Here is a 17,277-nt window from a genome sequence, read left to right as displayed (position 1 = left end):
GAATGTTGTTTCTTGTCCATCGACAAGATAGTCATCGGCACTGTTTTATAACAATCGAAAAGGAATTCAGGATGAAGCCTGTAAAATGGTTTGCGACTACCGCCTGTGTATTGATTTTGTCAGCATGCGCAGGCACGCCACAACTGACGCAAAAACCGGTCGAAATTCCAGTCCATGAAATTGCAAAGTACTGGCTTCCCGAAGTATCAGGGTTTTCATACGGTAGCGCCCCCAGACAACCGGGTACCGTCATCGTAAGATATCTGGTGGACTCAGAAGGCGACATCTACGATGTAGAGATTGTGAAATCCACGCCTGAAGGACTTTGGGACGGAGTGGTGAGAAAGTCATTACGAAATACTACGTTCACCCCTTCACCGTTAAATAAGGCTCGGGTGCCGGTAAAAGTCACTGCGCAGTATGACTTTTCAGGATAGTAATGCACCGAAGCAATAAACTCTCAAAGGTGATGTGTCCGGTTTGCTCTGGTGAGGCAGTTATTACCTCACACACGCATCGACACAATTAAAGTCCGGCAAGGCTGTCGTTGACAGATTGCAGGACTCGCTGAGGTGACGCTGCCTGCGTAATGGGGCGGCCCATTACAAGGTAATTCACGCCATGGCGAACAGCATCTTCTGGTGTCATGACACGCTTCTGGTCACCAGGTGCACTTCCTGCAGGTCGAATACCCGGTGTTACCAGTAAAAAGTCATTCGCCATGTGCTCCCGCAAGGCCGTCGCTTCTCTGGCAGAACAAACAATACCATCAAGCCCAGCCCGAGCAGTGAGCCTTGCCAGTTTCAAAACCTGTTGTTCAGGGGTCACTCCTGAAACAACATCAGCCAACTGCGCATCATCCATACTGGTCAGTACGGTGACGGCAATAAGTTTAGTCTGAGGATGGCTGCTATCGGCTATAGCTGCTTTGGCAGCTTCCATCATTGGAAGACCACCAGAGGCGTGTACATTTACCATCCACACCCCAAGCTCCGCAGCGGCTTTACAAGCTTTAGCGACCGTATTTGGGATATCATGAAATTTTAAGTCAAGAAAAACGTCAAAGCCCCTGCCTACCAGTGATTTCACAAAATCCGGACCGAAAAGTGTGAACATTTCTTTTCCCACTTTTAACTTACACTGGGTAGGGTCTAGCCCATCAACAAACGCAAGGGCGCTGTCTTTGTCATCGTAATCCAGTGCGATAATAACGCGAGGTTCTTGCATAACTTATTCCCCATCAAGGCCTTTAATTGGTTTCACCATGCCCCATTTTTTACAGGATGGGCATAACCAATACAGCTTTCTACCTGAAAACCCACAGCTCTGACAACGATACTTTGGTCGCTGCATCATTTGCTTTTCAACTAACTCTTCAAGCAACTCAAGGCTTTCCGTAGACGCTTTGTCTTCAATTTGATCAATATACAACCCCATCAGGGTTTTAAAACCGCGCATTGTAGGGCGATTTCGCAATTGTTCAAGCAGATACTCTGCGGCTTTGTTTTGTTCACCCTGTGCCAGTAACACATCCACCATCGCCAGATAGGAGGTTGCGCACTGCTGCCAGTGTGCTTCGAGGTTTTCTGCGAACTCTCCCCAGTTACCGGTTTTTCGGGCAATGGATTCCAACAACGGTACAGCTTCGCTAAACCAACTGATATCTCGCTCTGCTACCTGCAAAAGATACGAAGAGGCATCCTTAAACCGATCCTGCTCCAGCGCAATTTCACCGAGCATCAACCAGGGACGAACGGCGTGCTCGTCGGCATTCACTGCCTTTTGCAATAACGACAGCGCTTTGCCCTGCTCCCCCGCTTTGAGCTCCTGCTGTGCCTGCTCGCAATAAAAATGTGCTAACCGTTCGCTAACGTCGTCATTATCACCATGACAATCTACCATCCGTTCGGCCAACTCGATGGCACGCCCCCACTCTTTTGTGGTCTGATAAATACTGAATAATTGCTGTTGCGCAACGAGGTAATGTTTCTCACTGTTCAATAGTTGAAGAAAGGCATTTTCAGCACGTTCGAGAAACCCGGCCTGTGTATAGTCCTTACCCAGCTCTTTTAATGCATTCTCACGCTGACTTGGCTGGATTTCTTCACGGCTTACCAGGTTTTGGTGCACCCTGATAGCTCGATCAATTTCCCCACGATGACGGAAAAAGTTGCCCATGGCAATATGGGTTTCAACTGTATCTGTATTAAGGTTTATCATCTTTATAAGCGTATCAACCGCTTTGTCGGGCTGATCAGAAAGAAGGAAGTTGAGGCCTTTATAATAGTGTCTGGAAAGTATACTTGATTGTTTACGCTGTGCCTGGCGAACGCTGTTGCGGCCCATTATCCAGCCATACCCTGCAGCGACCGGCAGGAGAAGAAACAACAATTCAAGCATATTAGTGGTCTTTATTTAACTTGCGTAATTTACTGCGCGAGGCGATCAGTTTTACCCTCAAACTCAGCCAGCTTGCCATCATTATCAGAACACCAATAATAACCCCCACTGACAGCGTTGCTGCAATAAGTGTCGACACTCTGATTTCTGCGCGGGCAATTAAATAATTTACAGATATCAGTGCATCATTTTGCGAACCGATCGCAAATGCCAGTGACAGCAGTACCAAAACCACAATGATGAAGAGGATCCCTTTCAACGCCAAAGCCCTTGTTACTCAATAATTTGAAGAGCATAGCAAATTGCGGAGAAACATAACATCGTAATGTGCTGATTCGCGCCGCAAAGATAAGTTCAGGCTGCCCCTGACTCGGTCACCACGTCGTCGGTAGGCGGAACCGGACGTAGCCTGGCCGACACGAGGTCGTTTTGCAACATGGAGAGATTTGTCAGATAAATCACGTGTGTATAACCTTCCTGCATCTTGGACAGTTGATCATAGGCAGCCTTATCGACTTTCGAAAGCTGGGCAAGGCGCTTTCGGGTAAGTGGAGTAGAATGGCTCTGCGAACGGATGCAGCAAATATCTGTGACACATAGCTGGATCTTCTGGTCCTGCAGTTTTTGGGCAATTTGCTGACGCATACTGCCATACAGAAAGTCGTCATTTTTGATAAAAACCAGCTTGCTATCTGATTTACGTACACAATGTACCACGGTGGTAGACTGACATTTGCCATGAAATAACGTTTCCAGCATCTTAGATTTCGGCTTGGTAGCATTTCTATCGGCAAAGAATCCATGTAGCGGCGTGACATTTTTCGCTTGAGAAAACGGATAGATATCATCACAGGTGTCGCCCTGATAGACGGTTTTAAGCCGGCCTAACAGATGGCGGTTAAGCACACACAACACGGAAAGTGACGGCATATGACGAATGGCCAACTCCCAGATGAACCGGTGCGTTGCCCGCTGAAGTCTCGCGACATCACGCATCTTATAAAACGCAGAATTATCTTCTACCATCGCATCCACACTGGCCCCTGTTTTACTGGACTTCGCCAAATCCAGCAGACAAAGACGCAACACGCCAGTTTCTGGGTCAAAATGTACTACTCGATAACGTTCATTTTTTATTTTCAGATCGGGAACCGTCACTCTGACTTCATCCCCCAGCGCCTGCGACTTATCACTGATAGTGAGTTGCAGTCCTTTCGATGATAAATCATTAACCTTGGCTTCAGCACTGGAGAGCAGGCCCGTTTTAATACTGGCAGGTTTATCCACCACATAACGTGTTTCAGATCGCCTATCCAAGTCTTCTTCCATAACGTAGTCGATACGCCAACAAGCGTCAGTAACCAGAAATGGTTTTGGAATAGGTTTAAAGTCACAACGCGTCCCAAGGGTCAGTTTACTGATTTTATCTGTCACATCCCGACAAAATATCACCCGGTTTAATGTCGCTAATGCGGTAAACTGTTTCGGATCGATATCATGGATAGCAAAGCTCCTTCTTTTATCCTCCTCAGAAATATCCTCAATGCGACAATGTGTACAGGACAAGTCACCCGACTTGGATAGCAGGTAAACGTAAGCGCTTAGTTGATCAATTTCTATCAACTGACGATGCGTCATAGCTACCTCAACGACACCTCGCTTTGTCTTTATACTGCCATGGAAAACAAACGCTTCACCGTACTTACTCACTTCCCGGCCGAGATGGCTGAAGAGTGCCTGCCCAGAGAGCTTTTTAAGTAGAGAAAAGGCATTGCTGTGTTTGATATTCGATTTGGTAAGTAGCGCGATGACAGGAGTGATTTCACGCTTGGTTACTGAAACAAAAATGGGAACCCAGGGGCTGCTCTCCAGGATCCTGTCTCGCTCCAGGTCCTGCATCGCCCTTTCGATTTCAAGGTCGCGCTTAAGTGGTTGGTGATAAGCGGTTGCCTGAATGTATTTCTTTATCGCTTCATAAACATAAGGGTCGACATCATCATGAAGCCTGAAATTAGACTCATACTTACCTGAGTGCTTGTTGAACCTGACAGAGTCGAGAACAAACTTCACCTCCTGTTCGGGAAGATGTAGCCCCATCACATCCGGAAACGTAAAAGTCACTTCATCGCCGGTTTTACTGTTTGGCGGACGTTTTGTTTCGACGGCCATAGTGTCAAAGGCAAGGGAACTGACATTACAATGCCTGCCCTTTTCGAACTCCAGAGAAGACACAGGGAAATTTGGTGAGAGCGCAATATCATCACCAAAATCAATGTCGCTTAATGACTGAGTTTCAACTGCAAATGCATCGACAATCTTTTTATATTGTTCTTTTTTAATCTGGGCTTGGTACACATCGGAATTCATCACCGACTCAAATACACCAACCGTATAACGATTCTGATACAAAGAGGTTTCGTCTTTAAGAATTTTGGCGCCAACTTTGTCCAGACGCATTTGCACGCCAAAGTGCTTAAATTTCATTACGGGGAATTGCGCAAATGCTGAATTATCGGCAGGAGCATCCGTCAGAGATGTGAGTCTGATTACTTCTTCTTTTATTACCCTTCTTACGCTACTGGGTAATCGCTTCGAAAACTTATTAAGCCCTTCAAGAAGTCGATTATCTTGTTCGTATGGAATTAATGCGCGTATGAGTGGCTGATACTGCTTTATGATTTGTTCTTCTTCGCCCACTGACATTTTTGTCTAGCATAATTATGTCATCACCAGCCTTACTATAAAGGGCTCATAAAGTGAATTGCAACTAATTATTTTTTGAACAAAGTAATTTATGAATTAGATGAATTGTTTGCTTTTCGCGACGTATGACGAGAAGAGTAAGCTAAACGCGTTGAGGCTGGAGTAAAAAGGCATTGCCCTGCTTGATATTACTCAATATTAGTAACAAGCTAAAAAAGAAGATACAGACAACAAAAAAGGCCGCGATATGCGACCTTTTCTATTACTGTATTGACGCGTTCACGCGTTCCCGTAATTCCTTGCCCGGCTTGAAGTGAGGAACGTATTTTCCGTCCAGCTTCACTGTTTCACCCGTTTTAGGATTTCTCCCTACACGGGGGGCACGGTAATGCAATGAGAAACTACCAAAACCCCTGATCTCGATACGCTCACCCTTCTGGAGGGTTTGTGCCATCTGCTCAAGGATTTCCTTGATTGCAAGCTCGAGTTCCTTTGCGGGAATGTGCCGCGCCTGATCCGCGAGCTGCTCAATTAGTTCTGACTTGGTCATGCAAACCTCATTGTCACAAATTAATCCATACAGCTACTGCGGAAAGGAGGCATGAACTCATACCTCCTCTAAAACATTACTCGCCTTTAGCAGCTTTGAATGCTTCAGCCATCGCGTTAGCAAAACCACCGTCGTCTTGCTGGTTAACTTTATCGATAGCTTCTTTCTCATCTGCCTGGTCTTTCGCTTTAACAGACAAGTTCACAGTGCGGTTCTTACGATCCACGCCCATGAATTTCGCTTCGATGCTGTCACCGACGCTAGCTTCTTCAGAAGCATCTTCTACACGGTCAACAGACAAGTCTGCAACACGGATGTAGCCGTCAACTTCTTCCGCCAGGTTAACAGTAACGCCTTTCGCGTCAACTGCAGTAACTGTACCTGTAACGATAGCACCTTTCTTGTTCTCTGTCAGATACTTATTGAAAGGATCTTCTTCAATTTGCTTCACGCCAAGAGAGATGCGCTCACGCTCTGGGTCGACTTGCAGTACAACAGCAGAGATTTCGTCGCCTTTCTTATAGTCGCGAACCGCGTCTTCACCAGACTTGTTCCAGCTGATGTCAGAAAGGTGAACCAGACCGTCGATGCCGCCGTCAAGGCCGATGAAGATACCAAAGTCAGTGATTGACTTGATCTTACCAGACACTTTGTCACCTTTTTCGTGTGACTTAGCGAACTCTTCCCAAGGGTTAGCAATACACTGCTTAAGACCCAGGGAAATACGACGACGCTCTTCGTCAATTTCAAGAACCATAACTTCAACAGTATCACCCAGGTTAACAACCTTAGACGGGTGGATGTTTTTGTTAGTCCAATCCATTTCTGAAACGTGTACCAGACCTTCAACGCCATCTTCGATTTCAACGAAGCAGCCGTAGTCAGTCAGATTAGTTACCTGACCTGTGATCTTAGTACCTTCTGGGTAACGCTGCGCAATTTCTTGCCATGGATCGTTGCCCATCTGCTTCATACCAAGAGAAACACGTTGCTTCTCTTTGTCGAACTTCAGCACTTTAACATTGATTTCGTCACCAACATTTACGATTTCACTTGGGTGCTTAACGCGCTTCCAAGCCATGTCAGTGATGTGCAGAAGACCGTCAACGCCGCCTAGGTCTACGAACGCACCGTAGTCAGTCAGGTTCTTAACGATACCTTTAATCTCGTGGCCTTCTTCCAGGTTCGCCAGAAGTTGCTCACGCTCTGCACTGTTTTCTGCTTCAATAACAGCACGACGAGAAACCACAACGTTGTTGCGCTTCGCGTCAAGCTTGATAACTTTAAATTCAAGCTCTTTGCCTTCCAGGTGAGTAGTGTCGCGTACTGGACGTACGTCAACCAGAGAACCTGGCAGGAACGCGCGTACACTGTTAACTTCAACAGTGAAACCGCCTTTCACTTTACCGTTGATAACACCTTTAATGGTGGCTTTATCATCGTAAGCTTTTTCCAGCTCAACCCACGCTTCGTGACGCTTCGCTTTTTCGCGAGACAGGATAGTTTCACCGAAGCCGTCTTCTACTGCATCAAGGGCTACGTCTACTTCGTCACCAATAGCGATTTCTAGTTCGCCTTCAGCGTTTTTGAATTGGTCAGCTGGGATAGCACTTTCTGATTTCAGGCCTGCGTCAACAAGAACGATGTCTTTGTCGATAGAAACTACGGTACCTTTAACAATTGAACCAGGGCGAGTTTCTAGTTCCTGTAGGCTTTCTTCAAAAAGTTGTGCAAAATTTTCAGTCATAAGGTTTAAAATTCAGTTTAAGTTTAATCCACGCTACAGTCCGGTTACCGTGGGGTTATTAATAAAAGCCGCTACGTCCTGTTGCAGCATTGGCGATGGTTTTATCTCACGTCACTAAGACGAGAATTAATAATACCCATTGCTTTTTCAAAGACTTGGTTGATATCCAGGTCTGTCGAATCAATAATTACAGCATCTTCTGCCGGGACCAGTGGAGCCACTGCGCGCTGTGTGTCGCGCTCGTCTCTCGCCTGGATATCGGTTAAAAGGCGCGCAATATTAACATCCATGCCCTTCTCTTTCAACTGGGCATAACGACGTTCAGCCCTTGCCTGGGCGCTGGCTGTAAGGAAAATTTTCACCACCGCACCAGGGAACACGACTGTGCCCATATCGCGACCATCTGCAACCAGGCCTGGCTCGTGTTGAAATGCGCGCTGACGACGCAATAACGCTTCACGTACGCGGGGAAGCGCGGCAACTTTAGATGCCACAGCGCCGACTTGTTCAGTACGGATATCGTCGGTGACGTCCTCACCTTCGAGGATAATGCGGGTGCCCTCTCCCTCTGTTTCAAAGCTGACGTCCAGGCCAGTGGCAAGAGGAACGATTGACTCTTCATCATCACAAGGCAAATCATGATGAAGTGTTGCAACCGCCAGCACGCGATAAATCGCACCGCTATCCAGAAAGTGCCAACCTAACTTTGAGGCCAGTAAGCTACTTAATGTACCTTTACCAGCGCCACTCGGACCGTCAACCGTGACGACGGGTGATGGATGCATACCTGCTCCAGAATTTTATAAAAAGGTTAAAAAATCGCGCGCAATTATACGCGTTCAGAAATGATTGGCAATGCTGCAGCCGGAACTACAGCATTTACCCGTTGTATGAATTGTGACTTTCAGTCCCTCAATGGCAGAGGGTTTTGAAGCGTTCAAAATAATCCGGAAAGGTTTTCGCAGTGCAGCCAGGATCGTTAATAGTGACGGGCGTATCGCCTAATGCTACTAAGGAGAAGCACATCGCAATACGGTGGTCATTATAAGTATCGATATCCACGTGTCTGAGGGTGTCAGTGGGCCAGACTGTAATATAGTCGTTACCTTCCTCGACGCTTGCCCCTAGCTTTTTCAATTCCGTAGCCATGGCGTGCAGGCGATCCGTTTCTTTAACACGCCAGTTGTAGATATTGCGAATACTGGTAGGCCCTTCGGCAAACAGCGCTGTTGTGGCGATGGTCATAGCCGCGTCGGGGATATGGTTCATATCCATATCCACGCCTTTAAGAGGCGCTCCTGTCACACTCACCGATTCATCTTCCCAGTGAACCGTGGCCCCCATGGCTTCGAGTACATCGGCAAAACGCACATCGCCCTGGATGCTTTTTTTACCAATGCCGGTTACTTTCACAGTGCCACCTTTGATTGCGCCGGCGGCAAGAAAATAGGACGCTGACGACGCATCCCCTTCCACCATAAAACGACCAGGTGAACGGTATTTTTGCCCGGCAGAGATGACAAATGAACGGTAGGCATTATTCACCACAGATACACCAAATTTTTCCATGGTATCCAGGGTAATATCAATATATGGTTTGGAAACCAGTTCACCTTTAATGTTGACTGTAAGGTCTCCCTCAAACAACGGGGCCGCCATCAGTACGGCGGTCAAAAACTGGCTCGATACACTCCCATCTACCTCGACAGTGCCGCCCGTAAGTGAACGCCCGGCAATTTTCAACGGTGGATAACCTTCGTTTTTCAAATAGGTAATATCGGCGCCTGCCTGGCGTAACGTTTCTACCAAGTCGCCAATAGGACGCTCTTCCATGCGCGGTTCGCCTGTGAGCGTAACATTTACCTGACTTGCGGCGAGTGCAGCGCAAAGTGGACGCATCGCTGTGCCGGCATTGCCTAAAAATAATTCCAGCGCTTCTGGTTGTTCAAAGCGACCACCAAGCCCTTTTACTTCACAACGGGTATTATTATCGCTTAAAGAATAGTCAACGCCCAGTGCAGTTAGCGCAGTAAGCATATGCCGAATGTCATCACTGTCTAACAAATTGGTCAGAACTGTGGTGCCTTCTGCCAGTGCCGCTAATAATAATGCGCGATTCGACAAGCTTTTGGACCCAGGTACATTGACCTCTCCTGAGACAGCGCTAATTGGGTCAAGAGTAAGTTGTGCCACCGTCATCCGTGTGTCCTCTCAAATTCCTGCATGAACTCAACCAGTGCGACGACACCTTCAACTGGCATTGCGTTGTAAATACTTGCACGCATACCGCCTACCGAGCGGTGTCCTTTGAGGGCCATAAGCCCGGCCTCTTCGGCTTTTTTAAGAAATACACTGTCAAGATCAGGCTGGGCCAGCTGAAAAGGGACATTCATTCTGGAGCGGTTGGCAGGATGTACCTGAGACTGATAAAAATCAGAATTATCGATTTCGGTATAAAGCAGTGTGGCTTTTTCATCATTACGTTTATCGATGACTTCCAGCCCGCCCTGTGCTTTTAACCATTTAAACACCAGACCAGCAAGATACCAGGAAAATGTCGGAGGGGTATTGTACATTGAGTCTGAACCCGCCAGCAGGCTGTAATCAAAAATAGAAGGCGTTTCCTGACGCGCGTTACCAACGAGATCTTCTCTGACGATCACTACCGAGAGTCCGGAAGGTCCAATGTTTTTCTGTGCGCCGGCGTAGATAACACCATAATCTGACACATTTAGTGGACGCGACAATATCGTAGAAGACATGTCCGCAACCAAAGGTACATCACCGGCCTCTGGCAACCAGGTAAACTCAATACCATCTACGGTTTCATTGGGGCAGAAATGGTAATACGCGGCCTCTGACCAGGACGCATCAAAAGCAGGCTTTTCAACAAACTGCTTGCCGTCTTTTTCGCTGACGTTGCCAACAACCACAGGCTTATTGTACTTTTGCGCTTCACTGACTGCGCCTTCAGACCAGGAGCCGCTGACCAGATGTAAACTGCTCTGGTCCTGGGAAGACAAATTCAGCGGCACTGCCGCAAACTGCCCGCGTCCACCACCGTGGGTGAACAACACGTGGTAGTTATCAGGAACATTCAGCAAATCACGAAGATCCCGTTCGGCCTGCGCCGCGACGTCAATAAAATCTTTTCCACGATGACTGACTTCCATTACAGAGCAGCCGGAATCCCGCCAGTTCAGAAACTCTTCTTTTGCCTGTGCCATGACCTCATAGGGCAACATGGCAGGGCCTGCACTAAAATTAAACACGTTTTTCATTGCGCTTATTCAACACCTGTAAACACAACAAGCGGCATCTGCCGCTTGTTACTAAAGAACCTGCATGACGCCGAGGTAGCCTACGCTATCCCGGCTTACTCATGCCCTACTCTTCTGTCGCTGGCTTATCATCACCGTTATCGGTGTCAGCAGATTCAGCCACTGCGGTGTTTTCTTCACCGTCTTCTAATAGTGCTTCGTCCAGAACGTCTTCAACTTCTTCAATGCGCTGAAGGCCTACAACATGTTCATTTGCACCCGTACGGATCAAGCGAACACCTTGTGTATTTCGTCCAACCACCGAGACTTCAGATACACGGGTCCGCACCAGCGTCCCCATATCACTGATCAGCATTATCTCATTATTGTCATCAACCTGAACAGCCCCGACAACTTTGCCGTTTCTCTCGGAAACTTTAATTGAAACAACACCTTGCGTAGCACGGCTCTTCGCCGGATAGTCGTCAAGCGGAGTACGCTTACCAAATCCGTTCACCGTGGTGGTCAGAATCGCACCATCGCCGCGAGGGACGATGAGTGATACGACTTTCTGGTCGTCCTGCAGTTTAATACCACGAACACCGGTTGCGGTACGACCCATCGGACGCAGCGCCATCATTTCTTCACCGGTTTCCGGATCCAGTTTCACCGCGCCAGTTTCTGAGTCACGCAGCTTCTCATTGAAGCGAACCACTTTACCCGCGTCAGAGAACAACATAATGTCGTCGTCACCATGGGTAATCGCGACACCAATCAACTCATCACCGTCATTGAGGTTCACCGCAATAATACCGCTTGAGCGAGGACGCGAATACAGGCTCAAATCTGTCTTCTTAACCACACCATTTGCTGTGGCCATTAAGACGAATTTACCTTCTTCGAATTCCTTAATAGGCAGGATGGCAGTGATCCGCTCATCCTGTTCAAGTGGCAGAATATTCACAATAGGGCGTCCACGCGCGTTACGGCTGGCAAACGGCAATTGATACACCTTCAACCAGTATAAACGACCACGAGTTGAGAAACAGAGTATATGATCGTGCGTGTTGGCAACCAACAGTCGCTCGATGATATCTTCGTCCTTCATTTTCGTGGCCGATTTACCTTTGCCACCGCGACGTTGTGCTTCGTAATCAGACAACTTCTGGTATTTCACATAGCCTTCACGTGACAGCGTCACAACCACATCTTCCTGCTCGATAAGATCTTCAATATCAATATCGTGGCTGGCTGCGGTAATTTCGGTACGACGCACGTCACCAAATTCGTCTCGTATCAGCTCAAGTTCTTCTCTGATCACTTCCATCAGCCGCTCTGGGCTGTTCAGAATATGCAGCAACTCAGCGATTTGCTCTAACAGTGTCTTGTATTCATCAAGTATTTTTTCATGCTCAAGACCGGTCAGCTTATGCAGACGCAGATCCAGTATTGCCTGAGCCTGTTGTTCTGTCAGGAAATATTTGCCGTCACGAATACCGAACTCTGGCATCAGCCAATCGGGGCGAGCCGCGTCGTTACCGGCACGCTCCAACATCTCAGAGACATCACCCAGATCCCAGCCCTGACCAACCAAAGATTTCTTCGCGTCTGCCGGACTTTGTGACGCCTTAATCACTTCAATGATCGGGTCGATGTTAGCCAGCGCAATCGCCAGACCTTCAAGAATGTGAGCGCGATCGCGCGCTTTTCGCAATTCAAAGACTGTGCGGCGTGTCACCACTTCCCGGCGGTGAAGAATAAAGCATTCAAGCGTTTCTTTGAGGTTGAAGACTTTTGGCTGGCCATTGTCCAGCGCCACCATGTTAATACCGAATACCGTTTGCAGTTGCGTATTGGCATACAGATGGTTAAGCAGGACTTCAGCTGATTCAGAGCGCTTCACTTCAATAACGATCCGCATACCTTCTTTGTCGGATTCATCACGAAGCGCAGAAATACCTTCTATGCGTTTTTCTTTAACCAGCTCAGCAATCTTTTCAATCAGTCGGGCTTTGTTAACCTGATACGGAATTTCATTAACGATGATGGTCTCTTTACCATTATCTTCCGTCTCTATTTCTGCTTTCGCACGCAGATAGATTTTGCCTCGCCCTGTGCGGTACGCATCTTCAATACCTTTACGGCCACTGATCATCGCCGCTGTCGGGAAATCAGGCCCAGGAATGTGGGTCATCAAATCTTCGATGGTGATTGCTGGATCTTCAATCAGAGCAATACAGCCATTGATGACCTCAGTCAGGTTATGCGGCGGAATGTTTGTCGCCATGCCAACGGCAATACCTGATGAACCATTTACCAGCAGGTTAGGCACTTTGGTAGGCAGTACTTCCGGGATAAACTCTGTACCATCATAGTTAGGTACAAAATCAACCGTTTCTTTATCCAGGTCAGCAAGCAGCTCATGGGCAATTTTTGCCATTCGCACTTCGGTGTAACGCATTGCGGCGGCAGAGTCACCGTCGACAGAGCCGAAGTTACCCTGGCCATCGACCAGCATGTAACGCAATGAAAATGGCTGCGCCATTCGAACGATGGTGTCATAAACCGCAGAGTCACCGTGAGGGTGATACTTACCGATTACGTCACCTACCACACGGGCAGATTTCTTGTACGGTTTGTTAAAGTCGTTCTTAAGTTCGTTCATGGCAAAAAGCACGCGGCGGTGTACCGGCTTCAGGCCATCTCTTACATCGGGCAATGCACGCCCAACAATAACGCTCATCGCGTAATCAAGGTAGGAGTTCTTCAACTCCTCCTCAATATTTACGGGGAGGATTTCTTTAGCGTTATCAGTCATAAACTGCTTAGTCCCTTGTTATCGGTTCATTTGTGCTGTCGGCAGGTCATCTGAGCTTCCCCTCTGATACCCGACGCACATTTTATTATGGGGGTGATAATTCATACCGAGTGTACCACCGGTTAGTCAAATAATGTAGCGCTGAATGATCGCTTAATCAGACTGAGATTACTAACCGACTATTTTTCATTCAACCGGTCAAGCCACGTCACTTTTTCAATCCCATTATTGTCAAAATTACGCTATGTTAGCCGGGTATCTCATACCACTGACCTTGTGTCTGCTAATTATTCACGGATTCTAATATGGCGAATGTTGATCAACAGGAAATTGATAAATTTGGTGAACTGGCGTCCCGCTGGTGGGACCCGGAAGGGGAATTTAAACCACTGCACGCAATTAATCCGTTAAGGCTCGACTTTATTCAGCAACACGCTGAGGGCTTGTTTGAAAAGACTGTGGTGGATGTTGGCTGCGGTGGCGGCATTCTGGCTGAAAGTATGGCCAGAGCCGGAGCCAAGGTTACGGGTATCGACATGGCGGAGCCATCGTTAGAAGTGGCGAAACTTCATGGCCTGGAATCCGGCATCTCTGTCGATTACAAAAAGATTACCGCCGAAGAATTTGCACAAGCCAACGCCGGTAAATTTGACGTTGTTACCTGTATGGAAATGCTTGAACATGTGCCTGAACCCGCCTCAGTGGTTGCAGCCTGTGCAAAACTGGTTAAACCGGGCGGCCATGTCTTTTTCTCTACCTTAAATCGAAATGTAAAATCCTATCTGTTTGGCATAATCGGTGCAGAATACGTCTTAAATCTGGTTCCAAAAGGAACACACCAGCACGGGCGGTTTATCAAACCCTCCGAGTTGATGGCAATGACCGACCATGCCGCGCTGTTCAATCGACATATTACTGGTTTACACATGGATCCCCTCACGCAGTCTTTTTACCTCTCAGATCGCAACGTAGACGTGAACTACCTACTACATACAGTGGCTGACCAATAGGTCAAATACTAGATGTAGTGCCTACATTTTATTCAAATCACTATATATCGTGTTTTTATAAAAAAAACGATTTAGGAATAATTTGTTTTAATGAAAAAATATGATCAGTAAAATGCTTGCAATTGTGATAATTAACGCTTGTTCAACGCTTTTAGGTGAGTCACTACTAACCTGAAAACCACTTGTGTCTGACTGCTGGAATAACCACCAGATATTGGGTTGCATTAATACCAAAACCTCACTATCTTGTGTTTAGTCCGAAACGAAGGCGTAAGCCAAGAAGAATTAAGAATAGCAGCGCTATCGTCCAGGATCGTGCCAGATCATTCATTCACGCTATGGTGATCGCATGGGATCCGGGAGAAGTTCCGGATGCATAGATACAATAAAAATTGGGTGCAATATCCCACGCTTCACGCGCTAACAATAAACGGCCAGTACCAATGAACAATAATCTATACGTCACCAAACGAAACGGTGAAAAAGAGCCCATCGATCTGGAGAAAATTCACAAGGTCATCACATGGGCAGCCAAGGGGCTAAACAATGTTTCTGTCTCCCAGGTAGAAATTAAAGCGCAAATCCAGTTTTATGATGGTATCAATACCAGCGAAATTCATGAGACATTGATCAAGTCAGCAGCAGATCTGATATCAACAGATGCACCTGACTATCAGTATCTGGCCGCGCGCCTGGCAATTTTCCATCTGCGTAAGAAAGCGTACGGTGAATTTGAGCCTCCTGCTCTGTTCGACCACGTCGCGAAAATGGTAGACATGGGCAAGTACGATGAGCACTTGCTACAGGATTACTCACCTGATGAGTTCGCCGAAATGGATTCGTATATCGATCATTGGCGCGATATGAATTTCAGCTATGCAGCAGTTAAACAGCTTGAAGGTAAATACCTGGTACAAAACCGGGTAACCGGTGAAATATACGAAAGTGCGCAGTTTCTTTACATACTGGTTGCCGCATGCCTGTTTGCTAATTACCCCAAAGAGTCACGTCTTAGCTATATTCGTCGTTTTTACGATGCTGCATCGACGTTCAAGTTGTCGCTGCCAACGCCGATCATGTCGGGTGTTCGTACCCCTACTCGTCAGTTCAGCTCTTGCGTGCTGATTGAAACCGGCGACAGCCTGGACTCCATCAACGCTACAGCCAGTGCCATCGTTAAATATGTGAGCCAGCGCGCCGGTATCGGTGTCAATGCGGGTCGTATTCGCGCACTGGGCAGCCCTATTCGCGGCGGTGAAGCTTTCCACACTGGCTGTATCCCGTTTTATAAGTATTTCCAGACTGCAGTGAAAAGTTGCTCTCAGGGCGGTGTTCGTGGTGGTGCAGCTACCTTGTTCTATCCGCTTTGGCATATGGAAGTAGAATCATTACTGGTATTGAAGAATAACCGTGGTGTAGAAGAGAACCGTGTTCGTCATTTGGATTACGGTGTGCAATTCAACAAGCTGATGTACCAGCGCATGATGAAAGATGGTTACATCACGCTATTCAGCCCCTCTGATGTGCCCGGCTTATATGACGCTTTCTTTGCAGATCAGAACAAGTTTGAAGAGTTGTACGTCAAATACGAGAACGACGACAGCATTCGCAAGAAGCAAATCAAAGCGATGGAGTTGTTCAGCTTGTTTATGCAGGAGCGTGCCAGCACGGGCCGGATTTATCTGCAAAACGTTGACCACTGTAATACGCACAGTCCGTTTAATCCGGAAGTGGCACCGGTTCGTCAAAGCAACCTGTGTCTTGAAATTGCACTGCCGACTAAGCCGCTTGAGCATGTCAATGATGAGAACGGTGAAATAGCGCTTTGTACGCTATCTGCCTTCAACTTAGGCGCCATTAAATCGTTGGATGAGTTTGAAGAACTGTCAGATCTGGCCGTACGTGCGCTGGACAGCTTACTGGATTATCAGGACTATCCTGTACCGGCAGCCTACAATGCTACGATGGGCCGTCGTACCCTGGGTATTGGCGTAATCAATTTTGCTTACTATCTTGCAAAAAATGGCGTGAAATATTCAGATTTCAGCGCGAACGGCCTTGTACACCGTACGTTTGAAGCCATGCAGTATCACCTACTGAAAGCGTCGAATAATCTGGCGAAAGAGAAAGGCGCATGCCCGAAATTTAATGAGACAACCTACTCTCAGGGCATCCTGCCTATCGATTCTTATAAGAAAGATTTGGATAGCGTGTGTAACGAGCCACTGCAGATGGACTGGGAAACGCTACGTGCGGATATCAAAGAGTACGGTTTACGCAACTCTACCCTGTCAGCACTGATGCCTTCTGAGACATCGTCGCAGATTTCCAACGCTACCAACGGTATTGAGCCACCTCGTGGGCATATCAGCATCAAGTCCAGTAAAGACGGCGTGCTGAAGCAGGTAGTGCCTGATTATGAGAACCTGAAAGACCAATACGAGTTGCTGTGGGATATTCCATCGAACGATGGCTATCTGCAACTCGTAGGTATCATGCAGAAGTTTATCGACCAGACAATTTCCGCAAATACCAATTACGACCCGGGTAAGTACGATGGTGGCAAGGTACCGATGAAGCTATTGCTGAAAGACCTACTTACCACTTATAAACTGGGCGTGAAAACATTGTACTATCACAACACCCGTGACGGCGCCTCCGATTCCAGCTCACTGGAAGTCAAAGAGCAACAGCAGAAGCCGAATGCTCAGGAAGCCGTCATGGTAGAAGATGATGATTGTGCAGGCGGTGCGTGTAAAATCTAAGCACGCACCCGCTTAAAAACAGCA

The 17,277-nt window shown here is 47.4% G+C and carries 13 protein-coding genes; 3 read left to right on the top strand and 10 right to left on the bottom strand.

Features of this window, described 5'->3' with window-relative positions; all coding sequences use genetic code 11:
* The first annotated feature begins 71 nt into the window (after positions 1–71).
* A complete protein-coding gene (locus ACLBLI_RS09245) occupies positions 72–437 on the top strand; it encodes a TonB family protein (RefSeq protein WP_414830791.1) in 366 nt (121 codons plus the stop codon).
* 88 nt (positions 438–525) lie between these two features.
* Here ACLBLI_RS09245 and pyrF read toward each other — a convergent pair whose 3' ends face one another.
* The 10 genes from pyrF to gyrA form a co-directional block, all read right to left on the bottom strand.
* Positions 526–1,227, bottom strand: a complete 702-nt coding sequence (gene pyrF, locus ACLBLI_RS09240; protein ID WP_414830790.1) for an orotidine-5'-phosphate decarboxylase — start codon at positions 1,225–1,227, stop codon at positions 526–528.
* Positions 1,228–1,230: 3 nt separating this feature from the next.
* Positions 1,231–2,400: a lipopolysaccharide assembly protein LapB gene (lapB, locus tag ACLBLI_RS09235; RefSeq protein WP_414830789.1), complete on the bottom strand. Its 1,170-nt coding sequence runs from the start codon at positions 2,398–2,400 to the stop codon at positions 1,231–1,233.
* Between the two features lies 1 nt (position 2,401).
* Positions 2,402–2,659, bottom strand: a complete 258-nt coding sequence (locus tag ACLBLI_RS09230) for a LapA family protein (RefSeq protein WP_414830788.1) — start codon at positions 2,657–2,659, stop codon at positions 2,402–2,404.
* 95 nt (positions 2,660–2,754) lie between these two features.
* Positions 2,755–5,103 (bottom strand): PilZ domain-containing protein, encoded by a 2,349-nt coding sequence (locus ACLBLI_RS09225; RefSeq protein WP_414830787.1) that lies wholly within the window; start codon positions 5,101–5,103, stop codon positions 2,755–2,757.
* A gap of 262 nt (positions 5,104–5,365) precedes the next feature.
* Complete coding sequence (ihfB, locus tag ACLBLI_RS09220) at positions 5,366–5,653, bottom strand: integration host factor subunit beta (RefSeq protein WP_218312219.1); 288 nt, start codon at positions 5,651–5,653, stop codon at positions 5,366–5,368.
* Between the two features lie 76 nt (positions 5,654–5,729).
* A complete protein-coding gene (gene rpsA, locus ACLBLI_RS09215; protein ID WP_414830786.1) occupies positions 5,730–7,400 on the bottom strand; it encodes a 30S ribosomal protein S1 in 1,671 nt (556 codons plus the stop codon).
* Positions 7,401–7,501: 101 nt separating this feature from the next.
* Positions 7,502–8,185, bottom strand: coding sequence for a (d)CMP kinase (gene cmk, locus ACLBLI_RS09210; RefSeq protein ID WP_414830785.1), 684 nt, complete (start codon positions 8,183–8,185; stop codon positions 7,502–7,504).
* A gap of 127 nt (positions 8,186–8,312) precedes the next feature.
* The gene (aroA, locus tag ACLBLI_RS09205) at positions 8,313–9,593 is read right to left on the bottom strand and encodes a 3-phosphoshikimate 1-carboxyvinyltransferase (RefSeq protein ID WP_414830946.1); all 1,281 of its coding nucleotides are present in this window, start codon (positions 9,591–9,593) and stop codon (positions 8,313–8,315) included.
* Between the two features lie 2 nt (positions 9,594–9,595).
* Positions 9,596–10,681: a 3-phosphoserine/phosphohydroxythreonine transaminase gene (gene serC / locus ACLBLI_RS09200; RefSeq protein ID WP_414830784.1), complete on the bottom strand. Its 1,086-nt coding sequence runs from the start codon at positions 10,679–10,681 to the stop codon at positions 9,596–9,598.
* Positions 10,682–10,787: 106 nt separating this feature from the next.
* A complete protein-coding gene (gene gyrA, locus ACLBLI_RS09195) occupies positions 10,788–13,478 on the bottom strand; it encodes a DNA topoisomerase (ATP-hydrolyzing) subunit A (protein WP_414830783.1) in 2,691 nt (896 codons plus the stop codon).
* A gap of 305 nt (positions 13,479–13,783) precedes the next feature.
* On the opposite strand from gyrA, the gene ubiG reads away from it, so the two are divergent.
* Together ubiG and nrdA are read left to right on the top strand one after the other, a co-directional pair.
* Positions 13,784–14,488, top strand: coding sequence for a bifunctional 2-polyprenyl-6-hydroxyphenol methylase/3-demethylubiquinol 3-O-methyltransferase UbiG (ubiG, locus tag ACLBLI_RS09190; protein ID WP_414830782.1), 705 nt, complete (start codon positions 13,784–13,786; stop codon positions 14,486–14,488).
* 443 nt (positions 14,489–14,931) lie between these two features.
* Complete coding sequence (nrdA, locus tag ACLBLI_RS09185) at positions 14,932–17,253, top strand: class 1a ribonucleoside-diphosphate reductase subunit alpha (RefSeq protein ID WP_414830781.1); 2,322 nt, start codon at positions 14,932–14,934, stop codon at positions 17,251–17,253.
* Positions 17,254–17,277: the final 24 nt, after the last annotated feature.

This window comes from Alteromonas sp. H39, from assembly GCF_047556435.1.
GTDB lineage: Bacteria > Pseudomonadota > Gammaproteobacteria > Enterobacterales > Alteromonadaceae > Alteromonas.
This window is presented reverse-complemented; position numbering and strand designations above follow the sequence as displayed.